This window comes from Asticcacaulis machinosus (assembly GCF_028550435.1).
Taxonomy (GTDB): Bacteria; Pseudomonadota; Alphaproteobacteria; order Caulobacterales; family Caulobacteraceae; genus Asticcacaulis; species Asticcacaulis machinosus.
In genome coordinates this window covers 544,996-565,828 of record NZ_JAQQKV010000002.1, presented here as the reverse complement: position 1 = coordinate 565,828, position 20,833 = coordinate 544,996, and the positions used below count along the sequence as shown (strand labels likewise).

The window sequence follows — 20,833 nt, the reverse complement described above, 5'->3', positions numbered from 1 at the left end:
AGTGCAGCAAACAAGGCGGGGCAAACATGTTTGATTGGCAAAACCGTACCGTGATCACGGGGGCTGCGGCGGTACTTATCTCAGGGTTTTGCGTAGGTTTCTTAACCGCTAAGGCCACCGAAGGCGGCGGACGGGCCAACCGCTCGTCTGAGGCGGTGTCGATCAGTGAGACCGTTGGTAATCTGTACGGTAAGCCACGCGATAAAAATGCCCCGCGTGCCTCGGATAAGAAACCGGCTGGGTTTGCAGTCTGGAAACAAAGCCTTGACACCTCAACCGCGTCACCGCGCGCCTGTATTGAGTTCAGCCGCGATCTGGATCCGTCAAAGCCTTATGGCGACTATGTGCTGGTCTCGCCCGAATTGCCGTCGACGCCTGCGGTATCGGTCAAGGGAGCGAACCTGTGCGTGTCGGGCTTTGGCTTTACCGACCGGCGCATCACCCTGCTGAAAGGGCTGCCGGGTAAGGGCAATGATAAGCTTGAGAAAAACGTCGATCTGGACTTCGCCTTTGGTGAAAAGCCGCCCTATGTCGGCTTTGCGGGCGAGGGCGTCATTTTGCCGCGCGAAGACTCCGATGGCGTGGCCATTGAAACGCTCAATGTCACGTCGCTTAACTTTGAGGTCTGGCGGGTGGCGGATCGCAATCTGGTCCGTCAGAATATCTCAGCCCCCGATCCAGTCTCTGAGGGCGATTACGACTATGAATGGGGCGAGGATAGCCCTAATGAAAACGGCGGTAAGGTCTGGTCGGGTAAGGTCGCGGTGCGTGCCGGGAATGGTGAGCGTATAACCACCGTATTTCCGCTGGGGGCGGTGCTGAAAAATCTGAAGCCGGGCGCCTATGTTGTCAAGGTGCGTGATGCGTCGGGTGGGCGCGACAAATCCGAAAATGACCAACCGGCGCAGGCCCGGCGCTGGATACTCTATACCGATATGGCGCTCATGACCTATTCCGGTAATCCGGCGTCGGGGGCTGGCCTTGACGTGGTGGTACGCTCCCTGAAATCGGCCAAGCCCTTAAGCGGCGTGCGGGTGGCGCTGGTCGCGCGCAACGGCGAGGATCTGGCCGAAGGGCGTTCCGGCACGGACGGGCGGGTGCGCTTCAATCCGGCGCTGCTCAAGGGCGAAGGCGCTCTGACGCCGAAGATGGTCATGGCTTACGGCCCGGCCGAAGACTTTACCGCGCTTGACCTTGATCGCGCGCCGGTTGACCTTACGGCCAAGGGCACAGGCGGGCGGCAGGATGAGGCGGTGACGGCGGGTCGTGCCGGTGCGGGCATGGTCGATGGTTATCTCTATACCGATCGCGGTATCTATCGTCCGGGTGAAGCTGTGCACGTGGTGGCGATGGTGCGTGATCCGCAGGGCAAGGCCATCAAGGATCGCAAAGGCGCTTTGGTCGTCACCCGCCCGTCAGGGGTCGAGGCGTTTCGAGTCAAGTTCGACAAATCCGAAAACGGCTATGTGGCTGCCGATATTGCCCTGCCGAAATCGTCTCCGCGCGGCCAGTGGCAGGCCCGTCTTGAGGTCGAGGGCCTTGAAGGGGCGGCGGGTACAGCCGCATTTGCGGTTGAGGATTTCGCGCCTCAGCGTCTGGGGGTCGATATTGCGGCGGATGCCGATAAGCCCCTGACGCGGCCTGATGAAGCGCGCGCGGTGCGGGTCAATGCGCGCTTTCTTTATGGGGCTGTTGGTTCCGGCCTGACGGTGGGCGGTGAGGCGCGGGTGCGCGCCGATAGCAATCCGTTCCCGGCCTTTAAGGACTATCGCTTCGGCAATGAGCAAAGCCCGTTTGAGGAAAAATATGTCAATCTGCCGGAAACTGTGACTGATGGTCAGGGGCAGGCGACCTTCCCGCTGGAGGCCAGTGTGGCGGGCGATACGGATCAGCCGCTATCGGTGCTTTTGACCTCATCGGTGTTTGAACCGGGCGGGCGTCCGGTCAAGGAATCGACAACGCTCCGCATACGGACAAAGCCGCTGTATCTGGGGGTTAAGATCGACGCTCAGGACACTAAGGGCAATGAAGCGCCGCGTCTGGGGTTCAATATTATCGGCCTGAATGCGCAGGGGCAAAAGATCGCGGCCTCAGGCGTCAAGGTACGACTGGTGTCGGAAAACTGGAACTATGACTGGTATCAGCAGGATGGCCGCTGGGCGTGGCGGCGCACGGCCCGCGATGTGGTCGTGTCGGAAAAGAGCTATGATCTTAACGCCAATACCGGCCTGAATTTTGCGCGTAATCTCGACTGGGGCGATTACCGGCTTGAGATCGAACATCCGCAAACCGGCGCGCGCACCGTGGTGCGCTTTGCCTCCGGTTGGGGTAATCCGGCGAAATCCGCCGATGCGCCCGATTTCGTGCGCCTGTCAGCGGGCACAAAAGCCTACGTGCAAGGCGACACCATCACGCTTACCCTCAAACCCCCATATGAAGGCGAGGCCCAGATTGCGGTGGCGTCTGACCGCCTTATAGACATGAAGCATGTCCGTGTTGGCGAAGATGGCACAACGGTGCGCCTGAAATCCGATGCAAGCTGGGGCGGCGGGGTCTATATCATGGTCTCGGTCATGCAGCCGCGTGATCCGGTCGCCTCGCCCAAGCCGCGCCGGGCGATGGGCCTGATCTATGTGCCGCTCGATCCCAAATCGCGTAAATTAACGGTCGCCGTCGACACCCCGAAAGGTATGCCGCAAAAGCCGGTGATCGATAAGATGGGCGATGCCTGGCTTGAGGTGCCGGTCAAGGTATCCGGAGCCAAGCTGGGTGAGCGGGCCCGTCTGTCGCTGGCGGTGGTCGATCAGGGCATATTGAACCTGACCAAGTTTAAGGCGCCTGATCCGATAAGCTGGTATTTTGGCAAGCGCGCGCTGGGGGTTGATTACCGCGATGACTATGGCCGCCTGCTTGATCCTAACCTCGGCGCACCGGCAGAGCTGAACTATGGTGGCGATCAGATCGGCGGCGAAGGTCTGACCGTCACCCCGATCAAGACCGTGGCCCTGTGGTCGGGTGTGGTGGAAACCGGCTTTGACGGTAAGGCAGTGGTCCGTCTTAAGGTGCCGAAATTTAATGGTGAGCTTAGGGTCATGGCCGTCGCCTGGACCGATGAGGCGGTGGGTTCCTCTCAAGAGGCGATCACGGTGCGCGAACCGGTGGTGGCTGAACTGGCCCTGCCGCGCTTTCTGGCCCCTGGCGATAAGGCGTTTGCGACGCTGGAGCTTAACAATGTCGATGGCAAGACGGGGCTTTATGAAGCGGTGGTGACCGGCCTCAAAGGGCTGTTCGTCCAATTCAAAAAAGCTTTTAATCTGGGCACCGGCCAGCGGGTGCAGGAAGCCATCGAAATCAATGCACCGCAAAGGGCCGGGATTTCGGCGGTCAATTTGTCGCTTAAGGCCGAGGGCTACAGCTTCAACGAGGACTATCCGCTGCAAACCCGTAACGGTTGGGGCGCGCGCACGCAGGTCTTCACCGAACAGCAGGGCGTGAACCAGACCTATGCGCCGCCGCGCGCTCTGCTTGAGGGGCTGCAACCCGGCACGATCAGTATTCAGGTGTCCTATTCGCCGTTCCGCGGGATCGATCCGACCCCGTTGGCAGCGGCGCTGAATCGCTATCCGTATGGCTGCACCGAGCAGATATCATCGGCAGCCTATCCGTGGCTTTATGTGTCGCCGTCCTTAACTGATGCCAAAACCGCGTCGCGGGGGCAGATGATCCTGAAACAGGCGGTGGGCCGGATTCTGGATCGTCAGTCGGCGGACGGTGCCTTTGGCCTTTGGAAAGCCGGTGATGGCGCCGCTGAAGGGTTTGTCGGGGCCTTTGCCACCGATTTCATTCTTGAGGCGCAAAAACAGGGCGTCTATGTGCCGCAAGAAGCGCTCGATAAGGCCATGAATGCCATGCGTGATATGTCGCGCCCCGACGGGTTCACCAGCGTTAATTACCGCCTGAAAGCCTATGACGGCGGCTGGTTCGGACTGCAAAAGGACGATATTACCGCCCAGATCCGGTCACGCGCTTCGGCCTATGCGCTCTATGTCATGGCCAAGGGCGGCAATGGCGATCTGGCCCGGCTGCGCTGGTATCACGATGTGCAGTTCAAGTCGGAGCGCTCACCTCTGGCCCGCGCGCAGGTGGCGGCGGCACTTTCCATGATGGGCGATAAGGCCCGCGCGCGATCAGGCTTCAGACAAGCGGTGCAGGCGCTGGGCTACAAAGACCCCCATGACTGGTATCAATCGCCGCTGCGCGATCTGGCCGGTGTGACGGCTCTGGCCTATGAAGCGGGGGAGGCGACGATGGCGGCTGATCTGGCCAAACGTCTGGAAACCTCGATGAAGGACCCTGAACGACTGAACACCCAAGAACAGGCGTTTATCCTGCGGGCCGCGTCCTATATGCTCAAGGCTGCGGGGCCGATAAAGATTGATGCCCAAGGGGTGGCGGCCATCCCGTCGCAAGGGTCGCTGGCGCGTTATAATGTCGGCGCGGTGGCGCAGGCGCGCTTTAAAAATACCGGTTCCGGTGCCTTGTGGCGGACAGTGACGGTGACGGGGAATCCCCTGACCGCCCCGCCCGCGGAAAACAAAGGCTTTACGCTGGACAAGGCCTATTACACCCTTGACGGGGCGCGGATTAATCCGGCGCAACTGACCCAAGGCCAAAAGGTTCTGGTGGTCATCTCCGGACGTTCATCCTATGCCCAGACCCGTCCGATTGTGGTCGATGATGCCTTGCCGGCGGGTTTTGAGATCGAGACGACCCTGACCAATGAAGACACGAATGCTGGGCCGTTCCGTTTTGCGGGCGCGCTGTCGGCGCTGGATGTTCAGGAAGCGCGCGATGACCGTTATGTCGCGGCGCTGGATGTCAGTGCGGCCAATGGTTTTGCGATGGCCTATATTGCGCGGGCGACCACGCCGGGGGATTTTTATCTGCCGGGGGCTGAGGTGAAGGATTTTTATCGCGCCGATCTTTATGCCCGCACGGCGGGATCTAGGATCACCATTGCCGGACGGTAAGGAAATTCCCTCTCCCCGCATGCGGGGAGAGGGTAGGGTGAGGGGCTTTCTGCGACGGTTCGCCCCCTCCGTCGCCAATAGACGGCGACACCTCCCCCGTAAACAGGGGAGGAGAATGTCGATCGCTATCAAAGCCCTGATCATGTTCCTCGCGGTTCAGGTGGTGATCGCGGCGGTAAATTTCGCTTTGCCGCCGGATATGTCGAAGGCGCAAAAAGCTTCGGCGGTGGCGCTGGATCGGAATGGTGTGTGGTTGCGGGCGCTGCCGGTCGATGATGGGCGCTGGCGTATCAGGGCTGATCTTCAGCGTACGGACAAAAGCTTTGTGCGCCATTTGCTTAAAGTCGAGGATGAGCGGTTTTACCTTCATCACGGTGTTGATCCGGTGGCGCTCATTCGGGCATTTTCGTCCAATGTCCAAGCGGGCTCGGTGGTGTCGGGGGGATCGACCATCACCATGCAGACGGCGCGGTTGTTGTCGCCCAAGGATCGCACCTATCTGTCCAAGCTAATCGAGGTGTTGCGGGCCGTGCAGCTTGAGGCGCGATATAGCAAGCACGAAATTCTGTCGATCTATCTGACCCTGGCACCTTACGGCGGAAATCTTGAGGGGGTGCGCGCGGCGTCCTTGTCCTATTTCGGTCATGAGCCGGAAAGCCTGACCATCGGCGAACAGGCCCTGCTGATTGCCCTGCCGCAAGCCCCCGAAGCGCGCCGTCCGGATCGTCACCCAAAGGCGGCGCTTAACGCTCGCAATGAGGTGTTACTGCGCCTTCAGGACAAGGGCGCGATTACGCCAGCGGTTTCACAAGAGGCGATGGAGGAACCACTGGTGACGCGGCGCGCCGCCTTTCCGGCCTTAGCTTGGCATGCGGCGGGGCGTCTGGCGCGGCAGGCCAGGGGATTGGAGGCGACCGTTATTACCACCATTGATGCCCCGTTGCAGGCCCGATTGGAGGCTTTGGCACGGCAGACAGCTGTGACGCAAGGGCTGAACAGTTCGGTGGCCATCATGGTCATCGATATCAAAACCCGCGCGGTCAGGGCCAGTGTTGGCTCAGGTGGTTTGGACCGCGCTGGCGGCTGGATCGACATGATGCAGCGGATCAGATCGCCGGGATCGAGCCTGAAACCCTTTATCTATGGCATCGGCTTTGAAGACGGGGTGATCGCGCCGGAAACCCGTCTGATGGATGCGCCGACGCGCTTTGGCGACTATCAGCCGGAAAACTTCGACCGGGTGTTTCATGGCGAGGTCTCGGCCAAAGACGCGCTGGTCAATTCGCTCAATGTCCCGGCGGTGGCGGTGCTGAACCGGATCGGAGCCGAAGGGTTTTCATCACGGCTGGAAGGGGCGGGCATCCAGCTGATCCGGCCCAAGGCGGGGTTGAAGGATGCCGGTCTGGCGCTGGCACTCGGCGGGGCGGGGATTAAGCTTGCCGATCTGGCATCGCTTTATGCAGCTCTGGGCGACAACGGCGTGGTCAAACCGCTGGCGTGGACGGAGGCTGCGGCACGGCTGCGGCCCTATCAGTCGGGATCACGTCTGATGACGGCGGATGCAGCGCAAAAGACGCTGGCGATCCTGCGCGAAACGCCGGCACCGGCAGGGCGTTTGTCGGGAGCACTCATGAAGTCGGGAGGTCGTTCGGCCTATAAGACCGGTACGTCCTACGGCTATCGTGACGCGCTGGCGGTGGGGGTGGCGGGCGGTCATGCCATACTGGTCTGGACGGGGCGGCCTGATGGCGGGGCGCGGGCCGACATGACCGGACGTGATGCGGCGGCCCCTCTGTTGTTCGATGTCGTCGATCAACTGCAGGCCCCCGCGCAATTGCCGAACGTGCTGACGCCGGACCGTCCACCGGAAGCACTCAAAGAGATGAAAACCGTAAGTGCAGGACCAGTGATCCTGTTTCCGCCCGATGGATCGACCGTGTTTGTCGAAGTGGCCGCGCGAACATCCGATGGGGCTTTCACGCTGAAACGCGGGCTGAAACTGTCGGCGCGGGGTAAGGGCTTGCAATGGTATGTCAATGGCGAAGCCCTGCCCAGGGCCGACGGTGCACCCTTATGGTCTCCGGCTCAGGAGGGGTTCTATGATGTGGCGGTGGTTGATGAACAAGACCGCGCCCGCCACGTCAAGGTGCGGGTTAAGGCGGTGGATTAAGAATCTTTACGGTTCGTTCCAGGTTCCGGGTCAAGGGGGCTTGCCCCCTTGCGCTAACACTGCGTTTCTTGAGCGGAATTTTAAGTTGCGCTAACGCTACGCTTTTTGAGCGCTAGGCTTTCATATCCAGCAGACGGCCGGTGACTTCGTTGACTGACTTGATGACGCTGATATTGGCTTCGAAGGCGGTGCGGGCCTGAATCTGATCGACGAAATCGCTAACGACATCCTTGCCCTGAGTGATGTCCTGAACTGTTTTGACCGCACTTTTGTCAAAGCGTGCCTGGGCGCTCATCAGCCCGCCAATGGCTGTATTCATAGCCAGCATGGTACTCTATCCGATACTAAAAAGGCCCCGCCGCATGCGTTGCCCCGCCATGCGCACCCTTTAGCGATGCGCGCCCGATCTTTAAGATGCGCTCAAAAGATTAAGCTTGTGGATAGATTTCAGGTTAACGGATTTACACCATAAATCCTAAATTTGAGCTGGCAAAGTTACCAAGGTTGGGCAGGACGCCGGGCAGTTCGGTGTTTGAAACCCCGAACCAGCGTGCAAGCGTTGCCGCAAACTGATCGACCGATGTGGTCGGCAACAGGCGGCCCTGGCCCACCTGCTCATCATCGGTAATCGATACGGTCGGCGCTGTGCCGTAGAACTTCTTACCGTTCACCGCGCCGCCCATGATGAAGTGATGCCCGCCCCAGCCGTGGTCGGTGCCATCACCGTTTGAGGCCAGAGTTCGGCCAAAGTCAGAGGCGGTGAAGGTCGTGACCTTATCCGCCACCCCAAGTTCAAGGGTGGCCTGATAAAAGGCCAGCATGGCTTCATCCAGCCGCGCCATCAGGGCCGGGTGATCTTCCATCAGACCGTCATGGGTATCAAACCCGCCGAGTGACGCGAAATAGATCTGACGCTTGGTGCCCAGCGTGTTACGCGCCCCGATCATGCGGGCAATGATTTTTAACTGGTTGGCCAGAGGATTACCCTGACCGTCAGGATTGAAATTGGTCGTCAGATTAACCGGCGCGATGGCGCTATTGACCGTGCCTTGCAGGTCGATGCTGCGGCGGACGACCTTTGAATATTCCTCTTCCATCAGGTGGGTGCGGCTCTGGGTCAGAAGAGTATAGAGCGCGTCCTGCACATTGTTGTTGCCGGTGGCGATATAGCGCAGAGCATCGATCGAGACCGCACCATTTGAGCCAACCTGATATTGCAGCGCGTTTTGACCGGACAGAAACACCGCATTACCCGCCGCCGAAATGCAGGTCATGGTCGACAGGCCGTTGGACGACAGGGCAAGGTCGCCCATCAGCCCGCCCCAGCCGATGGTCGCTCCCTCTGAGCCCAGCGCCTGCCAGACCGATTGCTGGTCATTGTGCGAGAACAGCTTGGGCGGCAGGGGATAAAGTGTGCGGTTGGGGTGCTCATATTGCGCGACGGTCAGCGGCGTAATCAGCGGCCCGATATTAAGCTGCACGCCCAAACGGCCTTGATCAAACAGGGCTTTCAGGCCCGGCAGGGACGGCGACAGGGCATATTGCAGGCCGTGCGGCAGGGTCTGGCCCGTCGGCGTCAATGCGGTGGCGGCCAGTTGGCTGCGGCTATAGGCAATACTGCCGCGGATACTGCTATAGAGTGCATGGTTGGTGGCGTCATAAGGCACAACCGTATGGGCGTGGTCGTTGCCACCGTACAAAAAGATGCAGACAATGGCCTTATAGTCGGTGGCATTAAAAGCGGCGGCTTCGCCAAAACTGGCCAGATTCATGGCCAGCGGGGCGGCGACGCCCATCCCGCCAAGGGCGGCAGCTCGACCAAGGAGTGCGCGGCGGGTGAGGTCTTTTGAGCGGTTAATGTGCATGTTTACGGCCTCACTTCTGGATCAGATATTCAGGGCTGGCGATCACCAGCAGGAAGGCCGACCACATACGGTCGAGTTTCTGGGCATCGGTCGAGGTGGCGCTGACCGGCACGGAATCAAGCGCGGTTTTAATCAGGCTGATCGTCGCCGGCGATAGTTGATCGCCAGCCATGTAAAGGTTCAGCCAGTTCACCAGCGCCGTGGTATCCGTCACCATCGTCAGCGGGCGGGTATAGTTCAGGTCGATGTCGGCATAACCGTTCTTCATGACGTGCAGGGTGAAGTTGATATAGCTGGCGATCGAGCTTTCGTTGACCAACTGGAACTCCGGCGCCACGACATTGCGGTCGGCCAGCGTCGTATTGGGCGGGATATAACCGGGACGGAAGAAGTTGAACACTGACCCTGAGCGTAGCGGGCTCTGGCCCAGCCCGAAATCAGGATTGGTCAGGTCGTAGACTTCGTACTTACCGCTCCAGGACGTAAAACCGGCGGTGCGCAGCAATTGAATAAACCGGATCATCGGTTCGCGCAGCTTACCCGCCGTGTCACCGGTGGGTACGGTCAGGGCTTCCGGGTCGGTAAACAGCGCTTTCCAGAAGGCCTTGAGATCGCCGCGCACGCCGGAACCATTATTGTTGAACGCCGACGCCACACGGTTGATATAGGCGGCACTTGGGTTTGACGTCACTAGCCGCTGAATCATAGCGCGGGCAAAGAAAGGCCCGACATTGGGATGATTGAACAGGGCATCAAGCGCGGTTTTGAGTGCCGCCGTACCTTCGGTATTTGCGGGGATGCTGGTGCCCAGAAAATTAACCGCCAGCATCGAATGCCGGTTGGCGTTCAGGCGCATCGGATTGGTAGCATGGCGCGTATTGGGGATCGGATAGCTGGCCCAGGCTACAGTGGTGTTGACCACACCGGTATCGTCACGCACATAGCCGGTAAAGACTCGCGCCAGATTGGTGACATCGGATTGGGCGTAGGTTTCCAGCTTTGCGCCACTTAACAGGTCGGTCTTTATCGAACCATCGTTATTGAGCTGATAAAGGCCAAGGGTGAAAAGCTGCATCACCTCACGGGCATAGTTCTCGTCAGGCTGCCGGCCTTGCGCGTTTTCCTTCTGGTTACCGAGCGTGTTGAGATAGATGCCCATAGCTACGCTTAAGGTCACGTCCTCCAGCAGGGTGCGGAAATTGCCAAAGGCGTTTTTGGCCAGCATGTCCCAGTAGGCGGCGATGCAATAGGGTGGATAAAAGCCGTCAATGGGGTTGAGCGACACCACAAAATGCTCGGACAGGGCCAAAGCGATGCGTTTACGGAGTTGATCGGGACTGGTCAGTACCTGATTCCAGATCATCCAGTCGCCGAACACCGGATTAAAGTAAGTCTGCTCAGAGGTGATGGCATTGTGGCCGCGGGAATCGAGCCAGGCCACGCCCGTCGGCCCCGGCGCCTCGTTCATGCGGGCATCGAGCCAGCCGGAAATGCCTGATGACTGGACATTGCTGACATCGGATTCAGAGGCCGAAAACTGCGCCTGAAGTAGAAACCGCGCGGCCTGTGAGGTGGTGACTTGCGCGACCGGTGGGGGTGGGGGACTGACGCCTCCGCCAGAGCCGCCTCCGCCGCCTCCGCCGCCTCCGCCCCCGCCACCACATGCGGACAAGAGCAGGGAGGCCGAAGCGATAGCGACAGCGGCCGGATGTATATCCGACGCGACTGTACTCGCGATCTCAGGCGGCGCGGGATCGTCCGCACCACGGCTGTCATTCTCAGGGAATGTTGTTTCCGACCTGTCCATTTGCCCCGCGCCCCATATGCTGACACATAGGCTTAGGAGGCTGGCACGCAAAGGTTAAGGATTTTCAACATATGGGATATATGGTTGCCGTTAAGCCTATATTCCGAATGCTATCCTTATAAACAGGCTATCCTCTAAGGGTTGCACCGATTTTGCCTGCGGCGGCGATGATTTTTTGTGAGACAGCCTCGATATCGGCGTCGGTCAGGGTCTTATCCTGCGGCGTCAGGGTCACTTCGACCGCGACCGATTTCTGACCGTCCGCGACACCCGCACCCTTATAGATATCAAACACCTGAGCGTCGGAAATCAGCACCTTATCCGCGCCCTTGATGGCACGTACCAGATCACCGGCAGCCAGACTGTCTGCGGCGATAAACGCGAAATCACGGGTCAGCGGCATCAGGTTGGAGATGCTAAGCGCCCCCTTAGATTTGCCGGACTTGGCTTTCGGTTGCGGCAGCAGGTCGAGGCGGATTTCAAAACCGACATAAGCGCCGTCAAGATCGAGCGTTTTCAACACACTGGGGTGCAGTTCACCGAATTCAGCCAGCACCTGCTTGGGCCCAAGTTGCAGGCGGGCTGAACGGCCGGGATGCCAGTGCGCAGAGTTTGACCCCTGCACCAGTTGAAGGGAGGCTGTCGGCACATTGATCTCTTCTAGCAGGCGCATCAGGTCGGATTTCAGCGCAAACAGGGCGTCTTCGCCGGTGGCCGACCAGTGGCGCACTTTGGCGGGGGCTTTGATGGCGGTAATCACCGTTTTCTGGTCGTTAGGTTCATCACCGAAATAGACCGGCCCGATTTCAAACAGTTGCGCCCCGGCAAAGCCCTTCGACGCGTTGCGACCGGCGGCTTCGAGCAGGTTGGGCAGGACGGACGGGCGCATGCAGTTCAGTTCTGACGCGATCGGATTGGCCAGCACCAGTGTGTCGTCGCCGCCACCGAAAGCCTCGGCCCAATCCTTGCGCATAAACGACCATGTGACCGCCTCCGAATAGCCAAACGCCGCCAGAGCGCGGCGGGCCGTGCGGGCGCGGGCCTGTTGGGGTGTCAGGACGCCGCCATTTTTCGGCGCGACCGTCGGCAAAGGCGTCGATGGGATTTTGTTAAAGCCATAGATGCGCGCGACTTCTTCGACCAGATCGGCCTTACCGTCCACATCACGGCGGAAGGACGGCACGGACACCGTCCACGCAGCGCCTTTGGTGACGCCAAACCCAAGGGCGGTCAGGATGGTTTCAATCTGATCATGCCCGACGTCAAGGCCGGTCAGTTGGCCGACATAGGCCGGATCAAAAGTCACGTCAGGGCGGCGGGCGGGCGGCGCGCCATCCACGACAACCTCAGACGCCTCACCGCCGCACAGGTCAAGAATCAGACGGGTGGCCAGCTCCAGACCCGGCACGACCGATTCCGGATCAACGCCGCGCGCGAACCGATAAAGCGCGTCTGAGGTGATCTTGGTGTCGCGGCCGGTTTGCGCCGTGCGGATCGGATCGAACCAGGCACATTCAAGGAACACATCGGTGGTGTCGTCGGACACGCCGGTCGACTCGCCGCCCATGATGCCGCCTACGCCGATCACACCGGAGGCGTCGCTGATGGCGCACATGTCGGCGGTGAGTTTATAGGTCTTGCCATCCAGCGCCAGAACCTCGGCACCGTCGGTTGACAGTCCGGCCTCAATCACATTGCCGGACAGCTTTTTCAGATCATAGACGTGCAGTGGGCGGGCGCGGTCAAACGACAGGTAGTTGGTGATATCGACCAGAGCTGAAATCGGCTTGAGGCCGATCGAAGTCAGCTTATCCTGCAACCACTTGGGCGACGGGCCGTTTTTCACACCTCTGATGACGCGACCTGAAAAATAGGGGCAGGCGTCGCCATCGACCTTAACCGAAATAGGCGACGGGAAGGTGCCTTTGACCGGCTCTATGGCTTTGTCGGTGAACGTACCCAAACCGGTGGCGGCCAGATCGCGGGCGATACCGTGCACGCCTAGCCAGTCAGGGCGGTTTGGTGTGACTTCGAAATCGATAACCGGTTCCGCGCCAAAAACGACCGCTGCCGGGGTACCGACGGCCAGATCGTCGGACAGTTCCAAAATCCCGTCGCTCTCATCAGACAGTTGCAATTCGGATGCCGAGCACATCATGCCGTTGGAGATGACGCCGCGCACCGGCTTTTCGACCAGGGTGACATCAAGGCCCGGCACGTAAGCGCCAATCGGCGCATAGATGGTGGTCAGACCGGCGCGGGCATTGGGTGCGCCGCAGACGATTTCTTTGCGGCCATCGACGGTATCGACCTGCAAGACCTGCAAACGGTCGGCGTTCGGGTGCTGAGCGGCGGATACGACCTTGGCGACAGTAAAGGGCGTCAGCAGCTTTGCCGGATCGTGAATGTCTTCGACCTCAAGCCCGGCCATAGTCATGGCGTCGGCGACCGCGTTGATATCGGCGTCGGTATCGAGGTGATCTTTGAGCCAGCTTAGGGAGAATTTCATATCTTATGTTCCGGGGTCGAGGGGCCTCCCGGCCCCTCGTCTTAAATCTCTAAATCAGGAAAGGCCACTTGCGCTGTTTGGCGCGTTAAACCCGCTAAAGCCATAGTGGCTGAGCCAGCGGGTATCGGCGGCGAACATATCGCGCAGATCAGGCACGCCGTATTTAAGCATGGCCAGACGATCGACGCCCATGCCAAAGGCAAAGCCCTGATACTCGTTCGGGTCGATCCCGCAGGCGGTCAGGACATTCGGATGGACCATGCCGGAGCCTAAGATTTCCATCCACTTGTCGCCGTCACCGATTTTCAGCTCATTGCCGTTGCGGGTATAGCGCACATCCATTTCGGCCGAGGGTTCGGTGAACGGGAAGTGGTGCGGGCGAAACTGGGTGATGACTGTGTCGGTCTCAAAAAAGCGCGCGATAAAGGTATCGAACACCCATTTCAGGTGACCCATATGGATGGTTTTGTCGATCACCAGACCTTCGATCTGATGGAACATCGGGGTGTGGGTCTGATCGGAATCGTTGCGGAAGACACGCCCCGGCACGATCAGGCGAAACGGCGGCTTGCCCGAAATCATGCTGCGGATCTGTACCGGCGAGGTATGGGTGCGCAGCAGTTTCCTGACTCCACCTTCGTTGGGGTGGAAAAAGAACGTGTCGTGCATCTCCCGCGCCGGATGCTTTTCCGGAAAGTTGAGCGCGGTGAAGTTATGGAAATCGTCTTCGATGTCCGGCCCTTCGGCGACCTCAAAGCCCATATCGGCGAAGATGGCGATCATCTCATCCATGACCTGCATGGTCGGGTGGACGCCGCCCTTGGGGCGCGGGGCGGACGGCAGTGATAGGTCAACGCGCTCGCTTTCCAGCCGTTTGGTCAGGTGTTCGGCCTCAAGCACATCCTTGCGGGCATCCAGTACCGATTGCACGGCATCGCGCATGGCATTGATAGCAGCACCCGTGGCCTTGCGCTCCTCTGGCGGCAGAGTGCCCAGCGTCTTCAACAGGCCGGAAATGCGGCCGGTCTTGCCCAGGGCCGATACCCGCACGCCGTCAAGCGCCGTAAGGTCGCTGGCTGCGGCAATCTCAGCCTCGATTTCAGTTTGTAACGCGGAATAGGTGTTCATGACATCACGTGATTAAAACAGGTCGCGTGTGTTTAAGGCAAACACTTCTGCGGATAAAGAGGAAAGTGCTTCTTTCTCCTCCCTATGCCGCAGGCATGGGGGCCGGGCCGCCGGAGCGGGTGGCGTTCAAGCACAGCGAAGAATGACGGAGGGGGGATGGGGTAAACAGTGGGGCACATGGTTTAGTGTGAGTTTGATTTATCGCCAGCTTAATCCCCCTCCGTCATCCCGCCGAAGGCGGTCTGCCACCTCCCCACTTCGTAGGGAGGAGGGAGTTACACCTGCAATCGTGCCAGACCAAAGGCGGCCGGATCGGACATCGATGGCTTACCATCTTCGATATGACCGCTAAGGCGCAGGCTGTAGGTTTCAACACTGAGTGTCAAATCGTACCAGCCATGGGTTTTGGCCAGAACCAGAGGCACCGTGATTTCAGCGCCTTCGCCCGGTTCAATCTCTATGGAGCGCAGTGCATGGCCATAGGCATTGTCACGGCAGCTAAGCTTTAACGGCAGGTGGGTTTCATTTTTTACGATCAGGCCTCGGTCATCAACGAACGCGAAAAAGGGTATTTCACTGCCTTTAAAATGGCGATGGAAGCTATTGGGGCCCGTCACCCAGAGATCAAACTTGCCTTTGGGCACAGAATAGCTTGCGTCCTCATCGGGACCAATGGTGTACCTCTTGGGGATATCATACAGTTTATTGAGGTCATAAAGATGAAAAACGGCGGCGCGTAAACTTTGCTGCCAGTTGATAAAAACCAGTCGCCTGAGACCGGCCTCGCCGCGCAGATCACAGTCTATCCGGTACGGCGTCGCACGCCGTTTGCGCAAACCCTGCTCCTGAACCGGGGCGATCAGGGCATCCGGCAAAGGGGGCATGGTCTCGCCACCAAGTTTGCGGGCGCGATCGGCCCGTTCGGTCGTGTGGGGCATGGCGGCAAAAAACGGCTGATCATTGGGCGTCTTGAAATCGAAACACGAGGTCAGGTCGCCGCACACGGCCCGTCGCCACGGTGAAATATTGGGTTCATGCACGCCGAAACGGGCTTCGATAAAGCGGATGACCGAGGTGTGGTCGAACACTTCCGAAGCGACATAGCCGCCCCTTGACCACGGCGAAATCACATACATCGGCACGCGCGGCCCCAGGCCATAGGGGCGGTTGCGGTATTGGTCATCGCCCTGATGGTATTCCTGTTCCGCCCCGTCAGCAAAGCCGAGTGGCGCTCCGTCTTTATCCAGGGATGGCGGTGCGGGCGGCGGCACATGGTCGAAATAGCCATCATTTTCATCGAAATTGATCAGGAAGACGGTCTTGGCCCACACCTCAGGGTTGGCGGTCAGGGCATCTAGCACCTTAGATGTATAATCCGCCCCCTGCGCGGGTGAAGAGGTCGACGGATGCTCAGACCCTTCGGCGGTGCCGACGATCCATGACACCTGCGGTAAGGTGCCCGCCAGCACGTCTGCTTTCAGTTTATCCAGATCGCGCGTGCGCACGGATCGTGTGGCCAGTTCAGCCAGCTTGCCGCCCGAGGCTTTGTCCGCCGCCCGGTAAGTTTTGAAACCTACCAGAGGGTTGTCGGTGAAGTTGTCCTTCATGTTCTGGTAGACCTGCCAGGACACGCCGGCGGCGCTCAGGCGCTCAGGATAGGTTGTCCAGTCATAGCCGCCGTGCCCCTTGGGGTCATTCTTCAGTTCATCATAGCCGTTGTCGATGACCGGGCCATTAGGCCCTGTGTTTTTACCCGTCCAGTGAAACACCCGGTTGGGATTGGTGCCGGAGTGCATCGAACAGAAATAGGCGTCACAGAGGGTAAAGGCGTCCGCCAGCGCGTACTGGAACGGAATATCCTCGCGCGTGAAATAACCCATCGAATGGTTGTGCTTGGCGGCAGGCCAGTTGCTCATCCGTCCGTGATCCCAGGCCGCTTGCGCATCTTTAAAGCTGTGGGGCGTGCCCTCAACCCGCATCAGGCGGAAATCTTTGGTGGTATTAAGTGCAAAGGGTGCAATCAGGCGTGCCTGATCTTCCTCACGGGGCTGGGCAAAAACAGTGCGGTTGCCAATTGCCGGAATCGGGAAGCGGTCACCAAAGCCCTGCACCCCGTTCATCGCCCCGAAATAGTGATCGAATGACCGGTTTTCCTGCATCAGGATGACGATATACTCAACATCCTTGATGGTTCCGGTGCGGACTTTCGCCGGAATATCAAGGGCGCGGGCAATGGCCGGAAAGGCAGCGAACGCAGCGGCGGCTTTCAGCAGGGTGCGGCGGGTGTGGGGCATGGTGGTAATCCTTGGGCAGAGCCTAAGCCTTAACCACGACGTTTGACATATTGGTGACGATCAGGCTGCTTTATTTATGCGCTAACGCTTCGCTGCTTGAGCGCGGATTTTTTATCGGTATCGGTTTTAGCGGCCTCAACCTCATCGAAAAAGGACGGATGATGCTGGTGAATATCCTCCAGCCACACCTCGACCTGACCGGCTTTCAGGGCAAAGGGTGAGGTTTTTTTGCGGAACATGTCCTGTAAGCGGCGTTTGGCGGGCGTCAGGCGCACGCCTTCATGCGGGCCGGTTTCGCGCATCAGTTCGCGCAGGATTTTGCGCGTGGCGGTCAGCTTGCGGGCCGACTGAATGATTGCGGTCATGTTCATAGCTTCACTCCGTCGCGGTAAGCCTGATAGCGGCCGCGTTCCAGGCTGAGGATCGATACCGGCCGTGCTACGCTGGTCTCCCGCATCAGTTCGTGCTCGATCACCGGCAATTCCATGAACTTATGCGCATAGTCGGCCAAAATGGCGGCATTGGCCGAATCCAGCAAGGGCCCCAGCTTCATGCTGACCCGGTGCCAGCGTTCCATGCGCGCCACATGCAGACCGGCGTGCGGGGCCATATGGGCGATGGGGCGCAGGGCCTTGACCAGTTCGTCGGACAGCTTGCGATTGGTCTGGCCGATGCTGCCGCCGATTTCCTTGATAACCGCCAGCAGAATATCTTCGGTGGCGTGCAGGGCATGGTGCTCATATTCCGGCATGGCCCCGGTCAGGAAGGCGCGGGTCAGATCATCCTGAGCATAGGTCTCAACAATGACGGGTTCCGAGGCCGCGCTGGGGCTGTCACTGCGCAGGATGCGGTATTTGAGCGTGCCGCCAAACGCGCCGATAAATTCCAGAGATACCATAGCGGGCAGGGCATCGGCAGCCCCGAAACCTGCGATTACAAGGCCGGTCGTATAGCCATAGGTATGTTCCGGCAGCCACTCCAGCAGCAGGGATTCGGCGGCCAGTTTCAGCACCTCACGGATCAGTGATTCCGGATATTGCGCGCCCTCAAATATGCGGCCCATTTCCTCGCTTAAGGTATTGCCGATGTGGGCATAAATATAGTCGGTCAGGGATTGCCCGGCCTCGATCCGGCGGCGGGGCACGGGGTCGGGCGCCTTACCGGTGTGATCCGCTGAGGTGATCGGATCGATGGCTTCGAACAGAATATCCTCACGCAGAGCGCTTAGGGCCCGTGTGGCGATGTCAGTATTGACGGGACGGGCAAACTCCCAGCCCAGACTGACCATATGGGCGGCATAATCGAGCAGAAACCCGCGGATATAGGCCGAAAAACTCTGCTGCTCGGCGTCAGAATGGGGCGTCAGGCCCAGCCCTGAAATGTCGGACAGGCCTGCGATCATCGATTTGGCATAGGCTTTGACCGAACCTATGTCGGGCTTATGCTGAAGTTTAAACTGACCAAACACCGTCTTCCACGGCAATCCGCCGAAATCGCCACCGCCATAGATCATGGCCGCCACGGGCGCGGTTTCATCGATGACGAAGATCTTTTCGACGCCGGATTGCGATACGCGATAAGCCTCGCCGTCCGATATGGTGACCGCGCTGTCGGCCCCCAGAACGACGGCTTCAAGGTTCATCAATAAAACTTCGCTGGTCACGTAAATTCCCCCGCCGTCCCCAATTTCCCCCTGCAATATTGGCGCGAAAAACCGCTAACACTTTTTCGCATATTGCATATGGTTAATGAAACCACAGACGTGGTCAAAAGAAAAGCGGGCTGTCGGGATTCGGACATGAAAAAACCCCGCCACCTGATGATGACGGGGTTTAATGATTGTCTTTTCAGATCAATTAGGCAGCGAGGGCAGCGCGAACCTTATCGGCAATGGCCTTGAAGCCATCAGCGTCGTGCATCGCGATGTCCGACAGAACCTTACGGTCGATTTCGATCTCAGCTACGGTCAGGCCGTGGATGAACTGCGAATAGGTGTAGCCGTGGGTGCGGGCAGCCGCATTGATACGCTGAATCCACAGAGCGCGGAAGTTGCGCTTCTTGTTGCGCCGGTCGCGGTACGCATATTGACCGGCCTTATCAACGGCGGCCTTAGCGGTGCGGATGGTGTTCTTGCGGCGGCCGGAAAAACCTTTAGCCTGGGCCAGAACTTTTTTGTGCTTGGCGTGTGATGTTACGCCTCTTTTAACGCGAGCCATGTTTCAGGTTCTCCTTAGGCGTAGGGCATGTAGGATTTGATCTTGATGGTGTCGGCATCCGACATCACCTGCGTACCGCGGTTCTGGCGAATGTACTTGCCATTGTGCGAGATCAAACGGTGGCGCTTACCGGCAACGCCGGCCTTTACCTTGCCCGAGGCCGTGAAACGGAAACGCTTCTTGGCGCCCGATTTCGTCTTCAGTTTTGACATTTCATATACAGCGGGATTAGCGCTGTCCTCTGGATAGAAGAAATATCCGCCAAGGCATGTCATGGGCCCGGCGAACTTGGGAAGGCGGGTCATTACAGGATAAGGACTTTGATGGCAAGCAGAGTCTTTGGGACTCTTTTATCTAATACCCATCTTTTGTGCCGCCTTATCGACCTGCAGCGCCATCCAGGCGGCGGGCAGGCATAATACGGCTCCCATCAGGATCGGCGCATCCGGCCCGAACCGGCTGAACAGGAAACCGGCAAGGATCGGGCCTAAGATTCGCGCCACCGCGCCCATCGACATATTGAACCCCAGCATCGCCCCTTGCCGGTCGGGCGGGGCGGCTTTTGAGATCAGGGCGGAGATGTTGGAAAAGACGACCGCCTGCCCCACCGTGCCGAACATGACGATCGGAGCAATCAGTATCGCCCACTGATTGGCCCCCTGAAGGATAAAGCTGGCCCCAAACAGAGCCAATCCACCAGCCATAACTTTCGCTTCGCCATAAAGCCTGACCAGACGCCGCGTCAGCATGACCTGCATGATGGCGGCGGTAATGCCGATGCACAGGAAGATCATGCCAATGTCCTGCGGGCCCCAGTTGTAGCGGTGCTTGGCCCACAGGGCAAAGATCGACTCCAGCCCCGCAAAGGCACCCATATAACAAAGTGTGGCGATGATCACGCGGCTGATCACCGGATTGGCTTTAGCCTCTTTAAACGCGCCCATGAAATCAGGCGGCTGGGCATGGCTCTTGGGGCGGCTTTCCTTGACGAAAAACACGACGCCAAGCGCCGCAAGGCCCGCCATAACGGCGGCGGCATAAAGCGGCAGGGCGTAAACTTCATCGCCGGAATTACCGGCATCCCGCGCCAGAATCCCGCCGATAAACGGGCCGATAATGAAGCCCAGCGAGAAGGCTGCTCCCAAAAGGCTCATGCGTGACGCCCGCTGATGAGGTTCGGACATATCGGAAATATAGCCTTGAATTGTCGAGATATTGCCGGACCCCAGACCGCTCAGGAAGCGGATGAAGATGGCCAGCCAGATATTGCCACACAGGGCAAGCGCCACATAGAACAGGACATTAGAGGCGGTGGTGACCAGCAGCACCGGTTTACGCCCCATCCGGTCGGACAGCCACCCCCATAGCGGTTCGGCGAAAAACTGCCCCAGGCTATAGGCCGAAAACATCAGCGCGACCTGAAAAGGCCCGGCGTTGAGATGCTCGGCAAAAAAGGGCAGCAGCGGCATGACGATGCCGAACCCGACCATATTGACGAACACGACCGAAAACAGTGCCACCAGTGCGCCGTTGTCGCGCAAGCCGTCCCGGATGCCTTTGAAGAAAGGCGGTTTGGGTGCGTGAGGCGGAGGGGGTGGCGAGGCAGCGCCCGCATCGGAAACCAAACGCGTTTCCGGTTTTTCAGGCAGGGGTACAGGGTTCGACATGGGGCCACTTTGCAGTAGGGGGCGGCGGCCTATAGACAATTTGACCGCAGATGCGAGGGCATTTGATGGAGGCGTTATGTACGCCGTGACGCGGCATATGGCCAGTCATGACTTGACACTATTTGCATGTTCTTGTTATGTTCTTTT

At 59.1% G+C, this 20,833-nt stretch carries 13 protein-coding genes; 2 read left to right on the top strand and 11 right to left on the bottom strand.

The features are described 5' to 3' along the window. The first annotated feature begins 26 nt into the window (after positions 1–26). Both PQU98_RS10980 and pbpC read left to right on the top strand, forming a co-directional pair. A complete protein-coding gene (locus PQU98_RS10980) occupies positions 27–5,030 on the top strand; it encodes an alpha-2-macroglobulin family protein (protein ID WP_272744989.1) in 5,004 nt (1,667 codons plus the stop codon). 115 nt (positions 5,031–5,145) lie between these two features. Further along, positions 5,146–7,200, top strand: a complete 2,055-nt coding sequence (pbpC, locus tag PQU98_RS10975; protein ID WP_272744988.1) for a penicillin-binding protein 1C — start codon at positions 5,146–5,148, stop codon at positions 7,198–7,200. A 112-nt stretch (positions 7,201–7,312) separates the two neighbouring features. Here the strand turns inward: pbpC and PQU98_RS10970 are convergent, their stop codons facing one another. The 11 genes from PQU98_RS10970 to PQU98_RS10920 form a co-directional block, all read right to left on the bottom strand. Next, positions 7,313–7,528, bottom strand: a complete 216-nt coding sequence (locus tag PQU98_RS10970) for a flagellar basal body rod C-terminal domain-containing protein (protein ID WP_272744987.1) — start codon at positions 7,526–7,528, stop codon at positions 7,313–7,315. Between the two features lie 133 nt (positions 7,529–7,661). Then, positions 7,662–9,065: a DUF1501 domain-containing protein gene (locus tag PQU98_RS10965; RefSeq protein WP_272744986.1), complete on the bottom strand. Its 1,404-nt coding sequence runs from the start codon at positions 9,063–9,065 to the stop codon at positions 7,662–7,664. A 10-nt stretch (positions 9,066–9,075) separates the two neighbouring features. Further along, positions 9,076–10,872, bottom strand: a complete 1,797-nt coding sequence (locus tag PQU98_RS10960; protein ID WP_272744985.1) for a DUF1800 domain-containing protein — start codon at positions 10,870–10,872, stop codon at positions 9,076–9,078. Between the two features lie 127 nt (positions 10,873–10,999). Continuing rightward, positions 11,000–13,381, bottom strand: a complete 2,382-nt coding sequence (gene pheT, locus PQU98_RS10955; protein ID WP_272744984.1) for a phenylalanine--tRNA ligase subunit beta — start codon at positions 13,379–13,381, stop codon at positions 11,000–11,002. A gap of 54 nt (positions 13,382–13,435) precedes the next feature. After that, entirely contained in the window at positions 13,436–14,509 is a 1,074-nt protein-coding gene (pheS, locus tag PQU98_RS10950) for a phenylalanine--tRNA ligase subunit alpha (RefSeq protein ID WP_272744983.1), read from the bottom strand. Between the two features lie 275 nt (positions 14,510–14,784). Continuing rightward, entirely contained in the window at positions 14,785–16,803 is a 2,019-nt protein-coding gene (locus PQU98_RS10945; protein WP_272744982.1) for a phosphocholine-specific phospholipase C, read from the bottom strand. Between the two features lie 74 nt (positions 16,804–16,877). Beyond that, positions 16,878–17,174, bottom strand: a complete 297-nt coding sequence (locus tag PQU98_RS10940) for a hypothetical protein (protein ID WP_272744981.1) — start codon at positions 17,172–17,174, stop codon at positions 16,878–16,880. Then, complete coding sequence (locus tag PQU98_RS10935) at positions 17,171–18,466, bottom strand: hypothetical protein (RefSeq protein WP_272744980.1); 1,296 nt, start codon at positions 18,464–18,466, stop codon at positions 17,171–17,173. Before PQU98_RS10935 ends, PQU98_RS10940 begins: the two co-directional genes overlap by 4 nt. A gap of 193 nt (positions 18,467–18,659) precedes the next feature. Continuing rightward, a complete protein-coding gene (gene rplT, locus PQU98_RS10930) occupies positions 18,660–19,019 on the bottom strand; it encodes a 50S ribosomal protein L20 (RefSeq protein WP_272744979.1) in 360 nt (119 codons plus the stop codon). 14 nt (positions 19,020–19,033) lie between these two features. After that, positions 19,034–19,231: a 50S ribosomal protein L35 gene (gene rpmI / locus PQU98_RS10925; protein ID WP_189485106.1), complete on the bottom strand. Its 198-nt coding sequence runs from the start codon at positions 19,229–19,231 to the stop codon at positions 19,034–19,036. A gap of 138 nt (positions 19,232–19,369) precedes the next feature. Next, a complete protein-coding gene (locus PQU98_RS10920; protein WP_272744978.1) occupies positions 19,370–20,686 on the bottom strand; it encodes an MFS transporter in 1,317 nt (438 codons plus the stop codon). Positions 20,687–20,833 lie beyond the last annotated feature (147 nt).

Excerpts from the sequence above, each read along its gene's own strand:
- PQU98_RS10980 (WP_272744989.1), top strand. The coding sequence starts at position 27 with ATGTTTGATTGGCAAAACCGTACCGTGATCACGGGGGCTGCGGCGGTA.
- pbpC (WP_272744988.1), top strand. The coding sequence starts at position 5,146 with ATGTCGATCGCTATCAAAGCCCTGATCATGTTCCTCGCGGTTCAGGTG.
- PQU98_RS10970 (WP_272744987.1), bottom strand. The coding sequence starts at position 7,528 with ATGCTGGCTATGAATACAGCCATTGGCGGGCTGATGAGCGCCCAGGCA.
- PQU98_RS10965 (WP_272744986.1), bottom strand. The coding sequence starts at position 9,065 with ATGCACATTAACCGCTCAAAAGACCTCACCCGCCGCGCACTCCTTGGT.
- PQU98_RS10960 (WP_272744985.1), bottom strand. The coding sequence starts at position 10,872 with ATGGACAGGTCGGAAACAACATTCCCTGAGAATGACAGCCGTGGTGCG.
- pheT (WP_272744984.1), bottom strand. The coding sequence starts at position 13,381 with ATGAAATTCTCCCTAAGCTGGCTCAAAGATCACCTCGATACCGACGCC.
- pheS (WP_272744983.1), bottom strand. The coding sequence starts at position 14,509 with ATGAACACCTATTCCGCGTTACAAACTGAAATCGAGGCTGAGATTGCC.
- PQU98_RS10945 (WP_272744982.1), bottom strand. The coding sequence starts at position 16,803 with ATGCCCCACACCCGCCGCACCCTGCTGAAAGCCGCCGCTGCGTTCGCT.
- PQU98_RS10940 (WP_272744981.1), bottom strand. The coding sequence starts at position 17,174 with ATGAACATGACCGCAATCATTCAGTCGGCCCGCAAGCTGACCGCCACG.
- rplT (WP_272744979.1), bottom strand. The coding sequence starts at position 19,019 with ATGGCTCGCGTTAAAAGAGGCGTAACATCACACGCCAAGCACAAAAAA.
- rpmI (WP_189485106.1), bottom strand. The coding sequence starts at position 19,231 with ATGTCAAAACTGAAGACGAAATCGGGCGCCAAGAAGCGTTTCCGTTTC.
- PQU98_RS10920 (WP_272744978.1), bottom strand. The coding sequence starts at position 20,686 with ATGTCGAACCCTGTACCCCTGCCTGAAAAACCGGAAACGCGTTTGGTT.